This window comes from Streptomyces sp. HUAS TT11 (assembly GCF_051553595.1).
Classification (GTDB): Bacteria; Actinomycetota; Actinomycetes; order Streptomycetales; family Streptomycetaceae; genus Streptomyces.
Window position 1 is genome coordinate 2,402,781 of sequence record NZ_CP196184.1, and the last position, 18,006, is coordinate 2,420,786.

15 protein-coding genes are annotated in these 18,006 nt (G+C 71.9%); 10 read left to right on the forward strand and 5 right to left on the reverse strand.

Annotated features, from left to right (window positions below):
• Nucleotides 1–113: 113 nt before the first annotated feature.
• The gene (locus ACSHXN_RS10835; protein WP_355135946.1) at nucleotides 114–1,445 is read right to left on the reverse strand and encodes a radical SAM protein; all 1,332 of its coding nucleotides are present in this window, start codon (nucleotides 1,443–1,445) and stop codon (nucleotides 114–116) included.
• A gap of 365 nt (nucleotides 1,446–1,810) precedes the next feature.
• Between ACSHXN_RS10835 and ACSHXN_RS10840 the strand changes: the two genes are divergently transcribed.
• The 6 genes from ACSHXN_RS10840 (at nucleotide 1,811) to ACSHXN_RS10865 (ending at nucleotide 10,368) form a co-directional block, all read left to right on the forward strand.
• Nucleotides 1,811–3,058, forward strand: a complete 1,248-nt coding sequence (locus ACSHXN_RS10840; protein WP_438303002.1) for an FAD-binding protein — start codon at nucleotides 1,811–1,813, stop codon at nucleotides 3,056–3,058.
• Between the two features lie 159 nt (nucleotides 3,059–3,217).
• Nucleotides 3,218–4,477 (forward strand): ROK family transcriptional regulator, encoded by a 1,260-nt coding sequence (locus tag ACSHXN_RS10845; RefSeq protein ID WP_355135944.1) that lies wholly within the window; start codon nucleotides 3,218–3,220, stop codon nucleotides 4,475–4,477.
• A gap of 214 nt (nucleotides 4,478–4,691) precedes the next feature.
• Entirely contained in the window at nucleotides 4,692–7,553 is a 2,862-nt protein-coding gene (locus ACSHXN_RS10850; protein ID WP_355135943.1) for a glycoside hydrolase family 2 TIM barrel-domain containing protein, read from the forward strand.
• Nucleotides 7,554–7,723: 170 nt separating this feature from the next.
• Nucleotides 7,724–8,755 (forward strand): ABC transporter ATP-binding protein, encoded by a 1,032-nt coding sequence (locus ACSHXN_RS10855; RefSeq protein ID WP_355135942.1) that lies wholly within the window; start codon nucleotides 7,724–7,726, stop codon nucleotides 8,753–8,755.
• Between the two features lies 1 nt (nucleotide 8,756).
• Nucleotides 8,757–9,560 (forward strand): ABC transporter permease, encoded by an 804-nt coding sequence (locus ACSHXN_RS10860; protein ID WP_355135940.1) that lies wholly within the window; start codon nucleotides 8,757–8,759, stop codon nucleotides 9,558–9,560.
• Between the two features lie 7 nt (nucleotides 9,561–9,567).
• The gene (locus tag ACSHXN_RS10865; RefSeq protein ID WP_355136010.1) at nucleotides 9,568–10,368 is read left to right on the forward strand and encodes an ABC transporter permease; all 801 of its coding nucleotides are present in this window, start codon (nucleotides 9,568–9,570) and stop codon (nucleotides 10,366–10,368) included.
• Between the two features lie 18 nt (nucleotides 10,369–10,386).
• Here the strand turns inward: ACSHXN_RS10865 and ACSHXN_RS10870 are convergent, their stop codons facing one another.
• Both ACSHXN_RS10870 and ACSHXN_RS10875 read right to left on the reverse strand, forming a co-directional pair.
• Nucleotides 10,387–11,619 (reverse strand): MFS transporter, encoded by a 1,233-nt coding sequence (locus ACSHXN_RS10870; RefSeq protein WP_438303003.1) that lies wholly within the window; start codon nucleotides 11,617–11,619, stop codon nucleotides 10,387–10,389.
• Nucleotides 11,620–11,681: 62 nt separating this feature from the next.
• A complete protein-coding gene (locus ACSHXN_RS10875) occupies nucleotides 11,682–12,227 on the reverse strand; it encodes an ATP-binding protein (protein WP_438303004.1) in 546 nt (181 codons plus the stop codon).
• Nucleotides 12,228–12,380: 153 nt separating this feature from the next.
• On the opposite strand from ACSHXN_RS10875, the gene ACSHXN_RS10880 reads away from it, so the two are divergent.
• Genes ACSHXN_RS10880 through ACSHXN_RS10890 form a run of 3 tightly spaced genes read left to right on the forward strand, consistent with a single transcriptional unit; the run spans nucleotide 12,381 to nucleotide 14,058 of the window.
• Complete coding sequence (locus ACSHXN_RS10880; protein ID WP_356110550.1) at nucleotides 12,381–13,217, forward strand: helix-turn-helix domain-containing protein; 837 nt, start codon at nucleotides 12,381–12,383, stop codon at nucleotides 13,215–13,217.
• A complete protein-coding gene (locus ACSHXN_RS10885) occupies nucleotides 13,214–13,429 on the forward strand; it encodes a DUF397 domain-containing protein (RefSeq protein WP_359450417.1) in 216 nt (71 codons plus the stop codon). Before ACSHXN_RS10880 ends, ACSHXN_RS10885 begins: the two co-directional genes overlap by 4 nt.
• A 41-nt stretch (nucleotides 13,430–13,470) precedes the next feature.
• Complete coding sequence (locus ACSHXN_RS10890) at nucleotides 13,471–14,058, forward strand: TetR/AcrR family transcriptional regulator (RefSeq protein ID WP_355798223.1); 588 nt, start codon at nucleotides 13,471–13,473, stop codon at nucleotides 14,056–14,058.
• Nucleotides 14,059–14,091: 33 nt separating this feature from the next.
• Here the strand turns inward: ACSHXN_RS10890 and ACSHXN_RS10895 are convergent, their stop codons facing one another.
• The gene (locus ACSHXN_RS10895; RefSeq protein ID WP_438303005.1) at nucleotides 14,092–14,901 is read right to left on the reverse strand and encodes an isocitrate lyase/PEP mutase family protein; all 810 of its coding nucleotides are present in this window, start codon (nucleotides 14,899–14,901) and stop codon (nucleotides 14,092–14,094) included.
• A 375-nt stretch (nucleotides 14,902–15,276) separates the two neighbouring features.
• Here ACSHXN_RS10895 and mmuM point away from each other — a divergent pair, with 375 nt between their 5' ends.
• Nucleotides 15,277–16,215: a homocysteine S-methyltransferase gene (gene mmuM / locus ACSHXN_RS10900; protein ID WP_438303006.1), complete on the forward strand. Its 939-nt coding sequence runs from the start codon at nucleotides 15,277–15,279 to the stop codon at nucleotides 16,213–16,215.
• Between the two features lie 30 nt (nucleotides 16,216–16,245).
• Here mmuM and ACSHXN_RS10905 read toward each other — a convergent pair whose 3' ends face one another.
• Nucleotides 16,246–17,871 carry a carboxylesterase/lipase family protein gene (locus ACSHXN_RS10905; RefSeq protein ID WP_438303007.1) on the reverse strand — a complete coding sequence of 542 codons (1,626 nt, stop codon included), beginning with the start codon at nucleotides 17,869–17,871 and terminating at the stop codon, nucleotides 16,246–16,248.
• Nucleotides 17,872–18,006: the final 135 nt, after the last annotated feature.

The following is an 18,006-nucleotide window of genomic DNA, read 5'->3' on the forward strand; positions in this document are numbered from 1 at the left end:
CACACAACTGACAAGCGGCGTATTCGATTGCCGCCGGGCGGTGCGTGCGCGCTGTGGAGTTGTACGGATCGCGACCCCGCGACGACTCGGCGTGCGGGGCCACGATCGCATCGTCACGCGTGGGACGGCTCCTCTGCCCCCTCCTGCGCCGGAAGGCTGTCCATGAAGGAGCTGACGGAGAACACCGCGCGGCCGGGTCCGGGCGGGCCGTAGCCGGGAGGCGAGGCGAGTCCGAACTCGTCCATGGTGGCGCGGTAGGCCTCCAGCAGGCGGATGTGGTACTCGAGCGGCGCTCCCTGCGGATTGGCCTTGCCGAGCGGTGTCGTCGGCTCCGGGCACCAGGTGGTGAAGCGGGGGGTGATGCCGTGCGACATGAAGAAGCGCAGACCCTCCGTGGTCGAGGCGATCGCCTCGTCGACCGTGCCGAAGCCGAACGGCTCGGCCATCTCGACACCCGCCACGAAGTTGGGGATCACGTTGCGGGCGCCGAAGACGTCCGCCGAGTCGAGAATGCGCCGGTGCCACTCGTCACGGCCGACGTACCGCTCCTTGCCCGGGCAGTACAGCTCGAACAGGCGCCGGTCCCACACCTCGAAGTTGGGGTGGTAGATCTGCACGCCGTAGTCCTTGAACCGCTGCACATCGGCCTTCGGCAGCGCCTGCGCCACGACCTTGCCGATCCAGCGGCCCGGGAAGCGCTCCTCGATGGCCTTGGCGTAGTGCCCGTAGAAGTCCGCCTCGTCACGGCCGGCGACCGTCTTGGTGATCGCGCCGCCGGTCAGCGTGTAGGCGGTGGAGGCCTTCTGGGTGTCGTACCGGTCGATGATCTCCAGCGCCTCGAGCACCTCCTCGACGTCCTTGACGCCGGTGTAGGGCCGCCCGGCCGCCTTGTGCTGGCGCCAGTTGTGGTTGATGTCGCAGTACTGGCACTCCTCCTTGGCGCCGAAGTACTGGCACACACGGAACACGGTGAGGTAGATCAGGTAGCCCCACTGGATCGTCGGGGCCACCTCCATCACGGACTTCCCGTTGGAGAGGGTGTGCCGGTAGTACTCCGGCATCGGCGGCACTCCGACGTCCGCGATCCGCTGCCCGTCGAGGTAGAGGCCGAGCTGCCCTTCCTCGTCGGCGGCCACGCGGTACGGCGAGGCCGGATTGACCCTGACCGAGACGACGGTGCGCCGCAGGTCGTACGGGCCGCCGGTGAGGATGATCTCCTCGGGCGGACGCCGCAGCGCGGCCTCACCGAGCTCGGGCAGGGTCCCGTGGTCGAAGGAGAAGATGAAGTAGGACTTCGGTTTGACCTCGCCGCCCTCGTTGTCGGACAGAGCGGACGCGTCGAAGGCCACACCTCCGCGGAGCAGATCTTCTTTGAAGACGGCTTCCCGTGGAACGTGCGGGAATCGCTCCATCAGATCCTCGACCAGTGCGGTGCGGCTGCCCATCCCGTGTCTCCTCCCGGCTCAGGCGTTCGACTCCTCACGGTATGCCCCCGCCGGACCGCCGACCGTGCCGGGTCCCCAGGCATGACCCGATGGGCTGATTGCTCCTTTTGGCAGTGAATATACGAATCGAGGCGGTACATTCCATACCTCCGACCGGGAGCTCTTCGGAGCCCCGAACCGTCGGGCCCCAAGGGCTCCGGTGCCGGCGGAGCGGAGGATGCCGATATCGCGGAACCGCGGCCCGGATGCCTGCCGGATCACTTTCGGACCCGGCTCGATACGACGGAATTCGCAGCACAGGGCGGGTGCGAGGTAGGTTCCAGGTGGGTTCGTGGCTCTCGGGGCCACGGGGAGGGACGAGGGTTATGACCGGGACCGTGACCAACTGGGCGGGCAACATCACCTACGCCGCCAAGGAGCTGCACCGCCCGCGCTCGATCGACGCGCTCCGTTCTCTCGTTGCGGACGGCACGCAGGTGCGGGTGCTGGGCAGCGGGCACTCCTTCAACGAGATCGCCGAGCCCGGCGCCGACGGCGTCCTGCTCTCGCTGGCCGCGCTGCCGGCCGAGGTCGACGTCGACACGGCGGCCCGCACCGTACGTGTCGGCGGGGGCGTCCGCTACGCCGAACTCGCCCGCGTGGTGCACGAACACGGGCTCGCGCTGCACAACATGGCCTCTCTGCCGCACATCTCGGTGGCGGGCTCGGTGGCGACCGGCACGCACGGCTCGGGCGTCACCAACGGTGCGCTCGCCTCCGCCGTACGCGAGGTGGAACTGGTCACGGCGGACGGGTCGAGCGTACGGATCGGCCGGGGCGACAGCCGTTTCGACGGCGCCGTGACCTCGCTCGGCGCGCTCGGCGTGGTCACCGCGCTCACCCTCGACCTGGAGCCGGAATACGAGGTCGAGCAGTACGTGTTCACGGAGCTTCCCCTGGAGGGGCTGGACTTCGACACCGTGGCGGCGGCCGCGTACAGCGTGAGCCTGTTCACCGACTGGCGGGCGCCCGGCTTCAGGCAGGTGTGGCTGAAGCGGCGGACCGACCGGCCGATGCCCGACTTCCCGTGGGCCGCGCCCGCCACCGAGGCGCTGCACCCGGTGCCCGGCATGCCCGCGGTCAACTGCACCGAGCAGTTCGGCGTCGCCGGGCCGTGGCACGAACGGCTCCCCCACTTCCGCGCCGATTTCACGCCGAGCAGCGGAGCCGAACTGCAGTCCGAGTACCTGCTGCCGCGCCCGCACGCCCTGGACGCGCTGCACGCTCTGGACGGGATCCGCACGGTGGTGGCGCCCGTGCTGCAGACCTGCGAGATCCGCACGGTCGCCGCTGACGCGCAGTGGCTGAGCCCCGCCTACGGGCGGGACACCGTCGCCGTGCACTTCACCTGGGTCGAGGACACCGCCGCCGTGCTGCCGGTGGTGCGGCGGGTGGAGGAGGCGCTCGAGGCGTTCGACGCGCGCCCGCACTGGGGCAAGGTGTTCACCGTGCCCGCTCCGGCGCTCCGGGGGCGCTACCCGCGCATCGGCGACTTCACGGCGCTGGCCATGGAGCTGGACCCGGCGGGCACCTTCCGCAACGCCTTCGTCCGTGACGCCCTGGGGCTGCGCTGAGGACGCCCGCGGTGAGCGGCCGAGGTGAACCCGGGGCGGTCGGGGGCGACTTCGTACACCCCCTTTCCCAACCCCTTGTAGAAAGCCCTGCCCGGACATAGGCTCGCGCCGCGCCGCGGCACCGGAACCCGGCATGGCGCGAGGGGGGACCGAGGGGACGTGTCCGCCAAGCCCACGTCACGCGACATCCGCACCGCGAACCGGTACGAGGTGCTGCGCCAGATCATCGCCCGCTCCCCCACCTCCCGGCAGGAGCTGGCGACCGCCACCGGACTCAGCCTGGCCACGGTCGCCACCCTCGTCGGCGAACTGCTCGACCTCGGCATGCTGACCGAGGTCGGCTTCGAGGACTCGGCGGGCGGCAGGCCACGCGGACTGATCGCCGCGAACCCCTCGGGCGGCGCACTGATCGGCGTCGACATCGCGGAGACCTACGTCCGCGTCGAGCTGTTCGATCTGGCGCTCGGCATGCTGGCCCGCGCCGGCGAGGAGATGGAACCCGGCGGCAAGCGCCCGGAACAGGTAGCCGCCCATGTGGCCGCGGCCGTCGGCACGGTGGTCTCCCGGGCCGGCGTGGGAAGCGACCGGGTCCTCGGTGTGGGCGTCAGCGTGCCGGGCCAGGTCGACCGCGACCGGGGCGTCTGCGTCTACGCCGCCAACTGGGACTGGCACGAGGTACCGCTGCTCGCACTGCTCTCCCGGCACCTCGCCCACCCTCTGTACCTGGACAACCCGCTGCGCGCGTGCACGATCGCCGAGCTGTGGTTCGGGGCGGCCCGCGGACGCGGGGACGCCGTGGTCGTCAATCTGGGCACGGGCGTCGGAGCCGGGCTCGCGCTGGGCGGCGGACTGCACCGGGGCGTCAGCAACAGCGCCGGTGAGTGGGGCCATACGACACTGGTCCTGGACGGGCGTCCGTGCCACTGCGGCAGCCACGGCTGCGTCGAGACCTACGTCGGGGCTCCCGGCATCATGACGAACCTGCGGGAACTCAGCCCGCACAGCCCGCTGCTGCACCCCGAGGACCAGACCGCCACGATCGACGCGCTCGCCCGCGGCGTCGCCGCCGGGGACCCGGTCGCGCTCGAGGTCCTGAGGACCACGGCCCGCTACCTCGGCGCGGGAATCGCCGACCTGGTCAATCTCCTCAACCCCGAGGTCGTCGTGCTCAGCAGCTGGGTCGCGGCCGCACTCGGCGCGCCCCTGCTGGACGAGGTGCGCGCGGCCGTCGGCCGGCATGCGCTGAGCCGGCCCCTCGCCGTCACCGAGATCGTCCTGTCCCCCGTCCCCACCGACCCGGTGTGCCTCGGAGCCGCGACCTTCGCCCTGGAAGGGGCGCTCGGATCACCGCGCAGCCGGCACGTCCGGCCCGTCGGACGAACCACCACGCCGAGGAGCCGCACCGCACCGTCCTCATGACGACGGAAGGGACGCACCGTTGAGACCCGCAGGCACGAACCCCCGCAGAGACCTCACGACGGCCGCCACCGCACGACCGTCACCGGGGCTCCGCAGCCCACGCCGCCCGCCGACGCCGCGCCTTCGGACCCGCGGCCCCCACCACCGGCCGGGACTCCGATGCCCGGACGTCCAGGCCGAACCGACCGGCACCACGAGCTGAAGGAGGAGACCGATGTCCATCCGCACCACGACAGCCGTCGACTACGTCGAGGACGTCTCGCCGGGCACCGGTGCCCTGCCACCGCGCGCCTGGTACGCGTCCTCGGACGCCGCGTCCCTCTCCCTGAACGGAAGTTGGCGCTTCCGGCTGTCGCCGACCGCGGACGCGGAGGACGACTCGTTCGCCGAGCCCGGGTTCGACGCGCGGCACTGGGCGGAGATCGCGGTCCCCGGCCACTGGGCTCTCCAGGGCCATGGCTCCCCGATCTACACCAACCACCTGTACCCCTTCCCGGTCGACCCGCCGCGGGTACCGACCGAGAACCCGACCGGTGACCATCTGCACGTCTTCGACCTGCCCGCCGACTGGCCCGCGGACGGCGGGGCGGTGCTGCGCTTCGACGGTGTCGAGTCCTGCGCCCGCGTCTGGCTGAACGGGACGGACCTCGGCGAGTTCAAGGGCTCCCGGCTGCCGCACGAGTTCGCCGTCGGGCATCTGCTCCAGCCGGGCGGCAACGTGCTCGCGGTCCGGGTGCACCAGTGGTCCGCGGGCTCCTACCTCGAGGACCAGGACCAGTGGTGGCTGCCCGGCGTCTTCCGGGACGTCACACTGCTGCACCGACCCGCGGGCTGCGCCCTCGACTTCTTCGTGCACGCCTCCTACGACCACACGACGGGCGAGGGCACGCTGAAGATCGAGTCGGACGTGGACGGCCGGGTCACGGTGCCGGCCCTCGACATCGATGTCGCGACCGGCGAGTCCGTGACCGTCCCCGTGGAGCCGTGGACCGCGGAGACCCCGAGGCTGTACGACGGCGTGCTGGCGACCGAGGGCGAACGGGTACCGCTGCGCATCGGTTTCCGCACGGTCGTCCTCGAGGACGGCCTGATCAAGGTCAACGGAACTCCCCTGCTCTTCAAGGGCGTCAACCGGCACGAGTGGCATCCGGAGAAGGGGCGCGCCCTCGACCCGGAGACCATGCGCGAGGACGTGCTCCTGATGAAGCGGCACAACATCAACGCCGTGCGCACCTCGCACTATCCGCCGCATCCCGCTTTCCTGGAGCTGTGCGACACCTACGGGCTCTGGGTGATCGACGAGTGCGATCTGGAGACCCACGGCTTCGTGGAGCAGTCCTGGCGGGACAACCCGGTCGACGACGACCGCTGGACCCCGGCGCTGCTCGACCGGGCCGCCCGCATGGTCGAGCGCGACAAGAACCATCCCTCGGTCGTCATCTGGTCCCTGGGCAACGAGGCCGGGACCGGACGCGGTCTGACGGCGATGGCCGAGTGGATCCACCACCGGGACGCCTCGCGGCTGGTGCACTACGAGGGCGACGTCGACTGCCGCGACACCGACATGTACTCGCGGATGTACGCCTTCCACGAGGAGGTCGAGAGGATCGGCCGGGGGCTGGACGGCGGCACCGAAAGACGCCGCGAACTGCCCTTCGTCCTGTGCGAGTTCGGGCACGCCATGGGCAACGGCCCCGGTGGCATCGCCGACTACCAGCGGCTCTTCGAGACGTACGACAGGCTCCAGGGCGGCTTCATCTGGGAGTGGATCGACCACGGCATCAAGGACGAGCGGTACGGCTTCGCCTACGGCGGTGACTTCGGCGAGGAGTTGCACGACGGCAACTTCGTCTGCGACGGGCTGCTCTTCCCCGACCGGAAGCCGTCACCGGGGCTGATCGAGTACAAGAAGGTGATCGAGCCGGTCCGGTTCGAGGGCGACGCGGCGGACGGAACCGTGCGGGTCCGCAACGCGTACGACTTCGCGGACCTGTCCCTGCTCGACTTCGTCTGGTCCTTCCAGGTCGACGGCGTGGACGTCGAGTCGGGGAGGCTGCCGGTGCCCCCGCTCGGACCGGGCGAGTCCGCCGATGTGAAGCTGCCGCAGCCGCCCGACGCAGGGGGTGGCGAGACTCGGTGGACGGTACGGGCGCTGCTGGCGTCCGACACCGCGTGGGCACCGGAGGGCCACCAGGTGGCATGGGGTCAGTTCCCCGTCTCCGCACGGCCGCCGGTCCGCATGGTGCCGAGCGCGACCCCGCGCTCCGGCGACGGCCGGATCACCCTCGGACCGGCCTCGTTCGACGCCCGCACCGGGGCGCTCACGTCCATCGGGGCGGTCGATGTGACGGGCCTGCGCCTGGACGTGTGGCGGGCGACCACGGACAACGACGACGGCGCGCCCTGGCAGTCCGACGTCCGGCACGGACCGGCCTGGCGCAGGCTCGGTCTGCATCGGATGCGGCACCGGCTGGACGCGGTGGAGCCGAGCGGCGACGCGCTGACGGTACGGACCCGGGTGGCGCCCGCCGCCCGGGAGGTGGGCCTCGCCACGGTCTACCGCTGGACGTCCGACGGCGACCGGCTGCGGCTGACCGTGTCCGTGGCTCCGGAGGGCGACTGGACGGTGCCGCTGCCACGGCTCGGAGTGCGGTTCGGGCTGTCCGGCGCCGCGGACCGTGTGCGGTGGTTCGGCGGCGGACCCGGCGAGGCCTACCCGGACACCCGCGCGGCCTCCGAACTGCGCCGTTGGGAGTCCACGGTCGACGGGTTGCAGACCCCGTACGTCCGCCCCCAGGAGAACGGCGCCCGCGCCGACGTCCGCTGGGCGGAGCTGGGCGGCCTCAGGATCGAGGGCGAGACGGAGTTCTGGTTCAGCGCACGGCGCTGGACGAACGAGCGACTCGATGCCGCCCGTCATCTCACCGACCTCGTGCCCGGCGACACGGTCTGGGTCAACCTCGACCACGGGCAGCACGGCATCGGCTCGCAGTCGTGCGGCCCGGGCCCGTTGCCGCAGTACTTCCTCAGGGCCGAGCCGGCGGAGTTCTCCTTCGTGTTCTCCGCGGTCGGCTGACCGACAGGGTCCTGACGCCGTTCGCGGCCGTCCGGCGGAAGAGCACCGGGCCCGTCCCGGGGAGGTCTTCGGCCGGCCGCGGTCGCGTCCGGACCGCAATCCGCTCATCCGACGGACCAGGAGGTCCGCAGCATGCACCCATCACCCGCTGTCCCCCGGAGGTTCGTCGAGTGACCCGCAGTGGCGCGAGGCAGGCCGCGCACCACATCGAGGTCCGCGGCCTGTCGCGGACGTTCCGTACCACCGTGCGCCGCCCCGGGTTCGGGGGCGCGCTCCGGTCTCTGGTCAACCCCGAACGAGTGGCCAAGCACGCCGTCTCGGGCATCACCTTCGACGTCGCCCCGGGTGAGCTCCTCGCCCTGCTCGGACCGAACGGCGCCGGGAAGTCGACCACCATCAAGATGCTCACCGGGATCCTCACCCCCACCTCCGGCGTGGCCCGGGTCGCGGGCGTGGTGCCGTACGAGGACCGGCAGCGCAACGCCCGCAACATCGGGGCGGTGTTCGGCCAGCGCACCCAGCTGTGGTGGGATCTGCCGGTACGCGAGTCGTTCGCGATCCTGCGCGACATCTACGAGGTGCCGGGCGCCGAACACGCCGCGCGACTGAAGGAGTTCGACGACCTGCTGGAACTCTCCTCGTTCTGGGACACCCGGGTCCGCCATCTCTCACTCGGCCAGCGGGTGCGCTGCGACCTGGCCGCGGCGCTGCTCCACGACCCGCCGGTGGTCTTCCTCGACGAGCCGACGATCGGCATGGACGTGGTCGTCAAGGAACAGGTGCGCGAGTTCCTGCGGCACCAGGTGGAGGAGCGCGGCCGGACGGTGCTGCTGACGACGCACGACATGACCGAGGTCGAGCGGCTCGCCGAGCGCGTGGTCCTGATCAACCACGGACGGCTGGTCCTGGACGGCACCCTGGACGAGATCCGCCGCACGTTCGGCTCGACGTGGCAGGTGCGGGTGACACTGGCCGATCCGCACACCGAGGTCGCACCCCTGCCGGGCATCGCGCTGCTGCGGCGGGAGGGGCCCCAGGCAGTCTTCGGCCCCGAGGGTCCCGGGGCCCCGACCGTCCACCAGGCCCTGAAGCAGGTCGTGGAGCGGTACGAACTGACGGATCTCGCGATCGACGAGGCCGACCTGGAGGACGTGATGCGCGCGGCGTACGTCCAGGCCGGCCCCGGGGCGGACGAGGTCTGAGATGGCAGTCCTGCACGCCTGGCGCGCCGCCCGCGTCACCCCGCTCGGCGAACTGCACAGCCCTCCCCGTGTCACCGCGGCCCTGCTGCGGCTGACCGTACAGATCGTGCTGGTCGCGTCGCTGTGGCGCGGCCTGTACGCGGCGACCGGCACGACCGGCGGACTCGGCCGCGACCAGGCGGTCACCTACGCGGTGCTCGCCGTGCTCGCCTCCCGGCTGCGCGAACTGGACCAGTACACGGGCCGGGACACCGTCATGCAGCACATGCACTACGGCACGATCGTCTACTGGTATCTGCGGCCGCTGCCGCCCCAGCGCTACTACGCCCTGCGTTCCCTCGGCGAGCGGCTCTACGGTCTGGCCTGGGCGCTGGCCGGATACGCCGTCTGCCTCCCGGCCGGTGTGGTGGAGCCGCCCGGATCGGCCGCGGTGGCTGGGGTGTTCGCGCTCAGTCTGCTGCTCGGCCAGTGGGTCCTGCACTACGTCATGCTCGTCATCGACCAGTTGTGCTTCTGGACCCTGCGCAACGGCGCCGCCCTGCTGATCCTCGTCTTCGCGCAGAACCTGCTGTCCGGGGTGTACGCGCCCCTGTGGTTCTTCCCGCACTGGTTCGTCACGATGAGCGCTTTCCTGCCGTTCCAGGCGACGTTGAGCGTCCCGCTCTCCCTGTACGTGGGAAGGATCCCGCTGTCCGAGGCCGGCCTCCAACTGGCCGTGCAGGCGGCGTGGGTGGTGGCTCTGGCCCTGTTCACCCGGATGCTGTGGCGGCGGGCCGCGCGGCGTGTGATCTCGCAGGGGGGCTGAGATGTCGATGAACGCCCTGCGTATCGTCTGGCGGATCACACGGCTCAACTTCCGTGCCCAGCTGGAGTACCGCGCCGAGTTCCTGATGATGATCGCGATCGGTGCGGTCTGGCAGGTCTCGGTGATCGTCTTCGCGACGGTGCTGCTGACCCGGTTCACCGGGATGGGCGGCTGGGACAGCTCGGACGTACTCCTCATCCCCGCCACCAGAATGATGGCGCACGGACTGTTCGTGCTCCTCCTCGGCCGGGTGCACGGCCTCGGCCGGCACATCCAGGAGGGGAAGATCGACGCCTATCTGCTCCGTCCCCTCCCGGTCCACCGCCAGGTCCAGCTCGATTCCTTCCCCACCAACGCGATCGGTGATCTGACGGTCGCGGCGGGCCTGCTGGCGGGCGCCCTCGGCCGCAGCCACCTGGACTGGACGGCGGGCAGGATCACGTACCTGATCGCCGCGATCCTCGGCGGCATGTTCCTGGAGGCGGCGCTGTTCACGGCGGTCGCCAGTGCCTCCCTGCGCTTCCCGGCGGCGGACTACTGGGGCAACTGGCTGGAGGAACTGCTCGGCACCTTCGGCAGTTACCCGCTGAACGTGCTGCCGAAGGCGGTGGGCGGTCTGCTGACGTACGGGCTTCCGCTGGCGTTCGTCGCGTACTTCCCCGCGGCAGTGCTGACGGGTCACGGCCACGGCACCGGTGCCCCGTACTGGCTGGCGGCGGCATCGCCGCTGGTGGGGTTGCTCGCATACCTGGGGGCGCGGCTGCTGTGGCGGTGGAGCCTTCGCCACTACACGGGGGTGAACGGCTGACGGCTGCGCGGGACGGTCTCAGGCGGCCTCGGTGGCCGTCTCCGGCCGGCGCGACCGTACCGGTGTGGGAAGTGCCAGTGCCGCCACGCCCACACAGCAGGCCCCGGCCACGGCGCCCACCGCCGCCGTGCCGTGGTGCTGGGCCGCCCAGGTGACCACGGCGGCACCGATCGGCGCCGCCGAGTAGTGGATCGTCCAGAACGCGGAGGTGACCCGGCCGAGCAGATGCTCGGGGGTCACCTGCTGCCGCAGGGACATGGAGCAGGTCCCCGCGACGCCGACACCGCCGAGGAAGGCCGCCGTCAGGACGGCGACGGCGGGTACGTCGCGGGCCCAGCCGATGCCGGCCAGCGCACAGCCGCAGACGGCGACCGCGCCGATCCAGGTGGGGCCGAAACCGAGCCTGCGCCTGATCCGGGCCACCAGCAGCGCCCCGGTGATCGAGCCGAGCGCGCCCACGGCGAGCACGGTGCCCACCGCGCCGTCGCCCTGGCCGAGGTCGTGCTTGAGGTGGTAGATGAGCAGATCGTTCAGGCCCAGCTCCAGGAAGCTGAAGAGGGCCAGCAGCACGGTCAGCGCCCGCAGTACGGGGTGGCGCCGCAGGAAGGACGCCCCGGCGAGCAGGTCCCGCCACAGCCCCTGGGGGGCCGGTGCCGGCGCGGGCGGGACGGTCCGCCCGAACCGTACGAAGGCCAGGCAGAGTGCCGACACCCCGAAGCTCGCCGCGTTCACCGCGACGGCCGCTGCCGGGCCCGCCCACGCGGCCACGATGCCCGCGCCCAGCGGACCGGCCACGCCCGCCGCCGCGGCGGTGGCGTTCAGCCTGCCGTTGGCGGCGGTGATCGCGTCGGCGTCGACCAGACCGCGCACGACGGTGACGTAGGCGACCGAGAACACCATGCCGACGGCCTCGCACAGCGGCAGCACCGCGTACAGCAGCCAGACCCTCGGCCCGGCGAACCACACGAGGGGGACCACCGTGTACAGCAGCATGCGGACCACATCGCAGGCGATCAGCAGCTTCCTGCGGTCCACCCGGTCGACCACCACTCCGGCGAAGACCCCGGCCAGCACGGACGCCGCACCGCCGACCGCCGTCAGCAGACCCATCCGCGCCACGGACCCGGTCGCCTCCAGCACGAGCAGCGGCAGGGCGATGAGGGCGAAGGAGTCCCCGAGGACCGAGAGGGTCTGCGCGGCCCAGAAGATCCCGAAGTCCCGGTCCGCCCTTCGCGGTCGCGTCTTCCCCACCGGCTGTTCCCCCGCATCCCCGTGTCACCGTGCCGCCCGGAGCTCCCGGGGCGGATGGACGATCAAGACGTACCACGGTCGGGGTCCCGTGTCTGCCGACGGTTCTCGCCACGATCCGCCTCCGCCACGACCGTCCGCCCCTCCCGGCGTCGCGCCCGGGTGGCGGGACCGCCGGGCTGCCACACCCGCACCTCGGCCCAGACCACCTTGTACGCGCAGCCCGGCCGGGGCTCGACGCCCCATCGCTCCGCGACCGCGGAGACGAGCAGCAGCCCGTGTCCTGCTTCACTGCCGCCCCGCTCCGGCAGCACCGGCAGCCGCTCCGTGCGCCCGTCGGCCACCTCGACGCGCACGACTCCGTCGTGCAGCACCAGCCGCACCCGGAAGTCGCGCCCGGGCACCCGTCCATGCCGCACGGCGTTGGCGGCGAGCTCGGCGACGACCAGTTCCACGTTCTCCCCCGCATCCCCGTCGTACGGGAACCCCCACACGTCCATGCGGTGGGCGACCAGTCTCCGGGCGAGCCGGGCGCCACGCGGCGTGCAGCTGAACAGCTGGGTGAACGTACGTACTGTGACCGGCTCATGGAGCCGCGGTTCGGCGTGCATGGCTCAACGCTCCCCGAGGTCAGGGGCGTCTAACCAGGTACGGCACTCGTACGGGACGCACCGTACGGGTTCAGGACGTGGACAGTGTGGGTAACGGTGCGTGACCATGGGGGACTTGGCGGGGTTGGCACCAGTGCACTCGGGGGTTCCGGCATGACCGACAGGACCATCGGCACCACGAACGAGCCGGAGCCGTCCGACAGTCTGAAAGGCTTCGGGGAGGTCCACAAGGCGTTCCGCAAACGCGCGGGACTCACCCAGGAGGAGTACGCGCCGCTGGTGCGGTACCAGCCGTCGACCGTCGCGTCGATCGAGCAGGGGCGACGCTTCCCGCCACGCGTGTTCGTCGAACGGGCCGAACACGTCCTGGACGCGTTCGGTGCGCTCAAGGGGGCGTACAAGCACGTGGGGCGGGAGAGGGGACTGGCGTCCTGGTTCCGGCAGTGGGCGGAACTGGAGGAACAGGCGATCAGCCTCTACACGTTCGAGAACCGGTTGGTGCCGGGGTTGTTGCAGACGGAGGCGTATGCGCGCACCCTCTTCGACGAACAGGTGCCTGTGCTCAGCGATGTGCAGATCGAGGCTCAACTCGCGGCCCGCCAGGCACGCCAGTGTCTGCTCGCCGAACGTCGGAACACCGCGTTCAGCTTCATCGTGGAGGAGTACGTCGTCCAACGGGAGACGGGCGGGAGGGCGGCAACGCGTGAACTGCTGGATCACCTGCTGGAATTGACGAAATCCCGCAACGTGGAACTGCAGTTGCTGCCCATGTCACTCGGCGCCCATGCCGGGCTGGCCGGTCCCATCCAGTTGCTGGAGACCCCGGAGAACGAATGGTTCGGCTACTGCGAGGGACAGCGGAGCGGCCAGTTCCTCGCGGACCCGAAATCGATCAGTGTTCTTCACATGCGCTATGCGAAACTGCGCTCACAGGCCCTTTCCCCAGGCGACTCTCGGAGTCTGCTGGAACGGATGCGAGGAGCGCTATGAGCACCACCGAGCCGGCGTGGTTCAAGAGCAGCTACAGCAGTAGCGGTGACGGCGACTGCGTCGAGGTGTCCCTCTGCCCCACCACCGTCCACGTCCGTGACTCCAAGAACACCCGCGGCCCCCGGCTCACCCTCTCCGCCGGGGCCTGGTCGGAGTTCCTCGGGTTCGCCGCACGGGGCGGGGCCGCCGCCGACGTGCGCTACGTGTACTAGCCTCTTTCCGAGGAGCTCCAGGTTCACGGGAAGGGTGGTCCATGGCCCGTGCCGGTCTGAGCGCGGAACGTCTGGTCGCGGCGGCCGCCGAACTCGCGGACGAGGTCGGCTACGACAACGTCACCATGTCCGCGCTGGCGCGGCGTTTCGGGGTCAAGGACGCGAGCCTGTACTCGCACATCAGGAACATGCAGGATCTGCGCATCAGGCTCGCCCTGTTCGCCGGTGGAGAGATGATCGACCACATCGCCGTCGCGGTCGCCGGGAGAGCGGGCCGGGACGCGCTGACGGCCTTCGCCGACGCCTACCGCGCCTACGCGCGCCGGCACCCCGGCCGGTACGCGGCCACGCAGATCCGCATCGACCCGTCGCTGGTCCCGGACTCCCCCGCCATGCGCCGCACCGCCGAGATCACCTACGGCATGCTGCGCGCCTACGGACTGGACGAGCCCGACCTCACCGACGCCGTACGCCTGTTGCGCAGCACGTTCCACGGCTTCTGCATGCTCGAGGCCACCGGCGGCTTCGGCGCACCCCGTGACGTGGAGACGTCCTGGGCCAAGGCGGTCGACGCCCTGCACGGCGCGCTGGAGCACTGGCCCCGCGAGAAGGAACAGCAGGACGGCTGATCCGTGCCCCGCCGACGAGGGGCCGCCGCTCCCTCAGGCCCCCGCGTCCGGATGTGTACGGACCAGTGCCTGCACGTCGTCGTACGACGGAGCGGATCCGCCGGGCCGGTGCCCCGAGCGGACGGCCTCGGCAGCCGCCAGCGCCGCGCCGAGGGCCTGGCGGTAGAGCAGGGAGCCCAGGCTGACGCGGCGCACGCCCAGCCCGGCCAGCCGCTCGAGGCTCGGTCCGGTGGGCGAGTACAGGATGTTGAGCGGGACGTCCGAGCGGCGGACGAGGTCGGCGATGCGCTCCGGATCGGTGAGGCCCGGTACGAACACACCGTCCGCACCCGCCTGTCGGTACGCGTCGAGGCGGCGCAGGGTGTCCCCGGGGTCCCCGTCGCCCAGCCAGTACGTGTCCGTGCGGGCGTTGACGAAGAGGTCCGGCACGGCGGACTTGACGGCGGCGATCTTCGCGCGGTGCAGGCCGACGGGGCCGAGTCCGTCCTCCAGGTTCACACCTACCGCTCCGGCCGCACGCAACGCATGGGCCAGCTGCGCCACCTGCTGCGGATCGTCGCTGAAGCCTCCCTCCGCGTCGACGGAGAGGAGGTAGCGTTCGCCGCCCAGGCGACGGGTGAGGTCCAGGCTCGCCTCGCGGGTCGCCGCGGCCCCGTCGGGAAGTCCGGCGGCAGCGGCCACTCCGAGACTCGTGGTGCCGATCGCCCCGAACCCCGCCGCGGCGAGGGCCGCCGCACTGGCGTGGTCCCAGGCGTTGGGCAGCAGCAGGGGCTCGCCCGCGCGGTGCAGATCCGCGAAGGCGGTGACGGCTTCGGCAGGCACGTGCGGTGCGGAGTGGGTCATACGGCAGAACGTAACGGGCCGCCGCTTCGGTGCCCGCCGAAGTGTCGCGACGGCCGCCGCGGACGGCGTGGGCCTGGGGCGCCCCGGTTCCGGTCGGGACGCCCCAGGGACTGTGGGCGGAGGCCGCGATCCCCGCGCGGGAGGGCCGTCCTGACGTGAAAGACCCTCCGGTATCAGATCTTGCGGCACCAGCGCGTCGCGCACCAGACCCATGTACACCGTCGCGCCGTTGACGTGGGTATGCGTGGTGTCCCACTTCCCGTCACGGAGGTGCTTCGCGGCCTTCGGGCCGACCGGCCGGGAGCATGTGCGAGGGCAGCCGGGTGCCCGTACGACGGTGCGCGCCGGCCTTGGCCCGTCGGCTAGCGTCAGGACATGACCAGCAGCACCCGCCCTCCTCTCGCCGAAGCCCTGGCCTCCGGAACGCTCGTCCTGGACGGCGGTATGTCCAACCAGCTCGAGTCGGCCGGACACGATCTGAGCGACGCGCTGTGGTCGGCGCGGCTGCTCGCGGAGCTGCCGGAAGCCGTCACAAAGGCGCACCTCACGTACTTCCAGGCGGGTGCGGACGTGGCGATCACGGCCAGCTACCAGGCGACGTTCGAGGGATTCGCGGCGCGCGGCGTCGGCCGCGAGCGGGCCGCGGGGCTGCTCGCACTGAGCGTGGATCTGGCCCGCGAGGCGGCGGAGCGGGCGCGGGCCGGGGGAGCCGGGCGACCGTTGTGGGTGGCGGCTTCGGTCGGCCCGTACGGCGCGATGCTTGCCGACGGCTCCGAGTACCGGGGCCGCTACGGCCTCACGGTCGCCGAGCTGGAGGCCTTCCACCGCCCTCGCCTGGAGGCGCTGGCGGCGGCCGGCCCCGATGTGCTGGCCCTGGAGACCGTCCCCGACGCGGACGAGGCGGCGGCCCTGCTGCGGGCGGTGCGCGGTCTCGGCGTGCCCGCCTGGCTGTCGTACACCGTCTCCGGCGACCGTACGCGCGCCGGACAGCCGCTGGAGGACGCCTTCGCACTCGCCGACGACGCTGACGAGGTGATCGCGGTGGGCGTCAACTGCTGCGCGCCCGAGGACGTGGAGGCCGCGATCGAGACGGCCGCGCGCGTGACGGGCAAACCGGTGGTGGTCTACCCCAACAGCGGCGAGACCTGGGACGCGCGGGCCCGCGCGTGGGACGGCCGCACGACGTTCACCACGAGCCGGGTGACGACCTGGCGCGCCGCCGGGGCCCGGTTGATCGGCGGATGCTGCCGGGTGGGTCCCGCGGCGATCGCCTCCGTCGCGCGGACGCTGAGAGCGGACCCTGCGTCCGGCTGAGCGCGCCGGGCGGGCCGGTCGCCCCGCGGTTCACTCGATGTCGCTGCGGCGCACACCCCCGGGTCTGCGCAGCCGCCGTACCGCGGCCAGCGGTACGGCACCCCGCAGCCGCGACCCGTTCCCCGCGCCGGGGGCGGGAGCGGTCTGCGGCTCGGTGGCAGCGGTCTCCCACAGGTCCATCTCGGCGTCGCGGTGGCCGTGCACAAGGGGGTCGCCGTCGCCACCGAAGATCCGCACCGGGTGGGTGGCGTCCCAGGCGGGCCAGCCCGGCTCGCCGTCCGTCGCGAAGCGCACCCACGCCCTGTGCATCTCATGGGCGAGTTCACGGGGCGCGTCGGGGCCCGCCAGTTTCTCCGCCTCGGGAACTCCCGCACTGTCGAAGACGAAGCCCAGTTCGAGGGCGTGACAGGCGCCGAGCCCCGGGAGGTTCGACCGCCAAGCGAACTCGTAGACATGGGAGGCGGCGTGACCGTCGCCCACCCGGGACTCGGCCAGACGGTGCAGGGGGCGTCGGAGCAGATAGTCCGTCACCATCTGGCCCACCAGGTCGGAGACGGGGTCGTCCGGCCGGGCGTTGCGGTAGCCGCGGGGGACGTCGGGGCCGCAGTGGCAGCGGGCCATCGCACCGGCCATGGCGACCGCGCCCAGCCGGTCGATGCGCTCGACCAGCCCGGTCGGCGCGAGCCACAGCCGGTGCTCCTCGCTGGTCCAGCCCAGAAGCAGCGGAATGTCCCCGGCGACACCCTCGAGCAGCGCCTCCAGCGGGTCACGGGGCACCAGGTCACCGTCGACGACGATCCCGAAGGCGGGCCCCCCGAGGATCGGGCTGGCCCGACGGCCCACCTCCGCCTGGACGTCGGCCAGCAGGGTGCGGTCGACCTGGGCGAAGGCGGCCGCCGTCGCGGGCACCTTCAGCCTTGTGGCCATGCGCCGTACCAGGCGCCGCACTCTGTCCCGGTCCGTGGACTCCGGCGGCCCGCTCTGCAGCACCGCCCGCTGGAACAGCCCCCGGGCGCGCGGACTTGCCAGGAGGGCGCCGATGCTGATGGCGCCCGCGGACTCGCCGAAGACGGTCACCCGGTCCGGGTCGCCGCCGAACGCGGAGACCGCCTCGTGCACCCACTCCAGCGCGGCCAGCTGGTCGCGCAGCCCGGCATTGGGCGGCGCGTCCGGGAAGAGGCCGTAACCCTCCACGCCCAGCCGGTAGTTGAAGGAAACGAGGACGACTCCGTCGCGGGCGAAGGCGCCGCCGTCGTAGACGGGGACGGCGGAGGAGCCGCGGGTCAGGGCGCCGCCGTGGATCCAGACCATCACCGGGAGCCGGGCGCCCGGGTCGGGCTCCGGGGTCCACACGTTGAGGTTGAGGCAGTCGTCCCCGGCGACCACCGGGTCGGACAGATAGCGCGCGAAGGCCTCCGAGTACGGCGGCTTCGGTGGCGTCGGCCCGAACACGCCGACGTCCCGGACACCGTCCCACGGCTCGGGCGGGACGGGCGGGCGGAAGCGGTGGGGGCCGAAGGGCGGGGCGGCGAAGGGGATTCCCCGGAAGACGGCGATCCCTTGCTCGTACCGGCCCCGCACCGCTCCGTAGGGGGTGCGGACCACGGGATCCGCCGGGCTCTCCGCGTTCACGGCCACCTCGTCCGCACGCTCCATACGGCTCTCCTCCCATGCCGGGACTGCCCGGTTCACCGCATCACATCACTTTCCCCGGCCCCCGGACCGCCCAACGCCCGGGCGCCCGCGTGTCCCGGCCTTACGGCCCGTGAGCAGCGGCGTCCGGGACGAGCC

Excerpts from the sequence above, each read along its gene's own strand:
- ACSHXN_RS10860 (WP_355135940.1), top strand. The coding sequence starts at position 8,757 with ATGGCAGTCCTGCACGCCTGGCGCGCCGCCCGCGTCACCCCGCTCGGC.
- ACSHXN_RS10850 (WP_355135943.1), top strand. The coding sequence starts at position 4,692 with ATGTCCATCCGCACCACGACAGCCGTCGACTACGTCGAGGACGTCTCG.
- ACSHXN_RS10895 (WP_438303005.1), bottom strand. The coding sequence starts at position 14,901 with ATGACCCACTCCGCACCGCACGTGCCTGCCGAAGCCGTCACCGCCTTC.
- ACSHXN_RS10880 (WP_356110550.1), top strand. The coding sequence starts at position 12,381 with ATGACCGACAGGACCATCGGCACCACGAACGAGCCGGAGCCGTCCGAC.
- mmuM (WP_438303006.1), top strand. The coding sequence starts at position 15,277 with ATGACCAGCAGCACCCGCCCTCCTCTCGCCGAAGCCCTGGCCTCCGGA.
- ACSHXN_RS10890 (WP_355798223.1), top strand. The coding sequence starts at position 13,471 with ATGGCCCGTGCCGGTCTGAGCGCGGAACGTCTGGTCGCGGCGGCCGCC.
- ACSHXN_RS10865 (WP_355136010.1), top strand. The coding sequence starts at position 9,568 with ATGAACGCCCTGCGTATCGTCTGGCGGATCACACGGCTCAACTTCCGT.
- ACSHXN_RS10905 (WP_438303007.1), bottom strand. The coding sequence starts at position 17,871 with ATGGAGCGTGCGGACGAGGTGGCCGTGAACGCGGAGAGCCCGGCGGAT.
- ACSHXN_RS10875 (WP_438303004.1), bottom strand. The coding sequence starts at position 12,227 with ATGCACGCCGAACCGCGGCTCCATGAGCCGGTCACAGTACGTACGTTC.
- ACSHXN_RS10840 (WP_438303002.1), top strand. The coding sequence starts at position 1,811 with ATGACCGGGACCGTGACCAACTGGGCGGGCAACATCACCTACGCCGCC.
- ACSHXN_RS10835 (WP_355135946.1), bottom strand. The coding sequence starts at position 1,445 with ATGGGCAGCCGCACCGCACTGGTCGAGGATCTGATGGAGCGATTCCCG.
- ACSHXN_RS10885 (WP_359450417.1), top strand. The coding sequence starts at position 13,214 with ATGAGCACCACCGAGCCGGCGTGGTTCAAGAGCAGCTACAGCAGTAGC.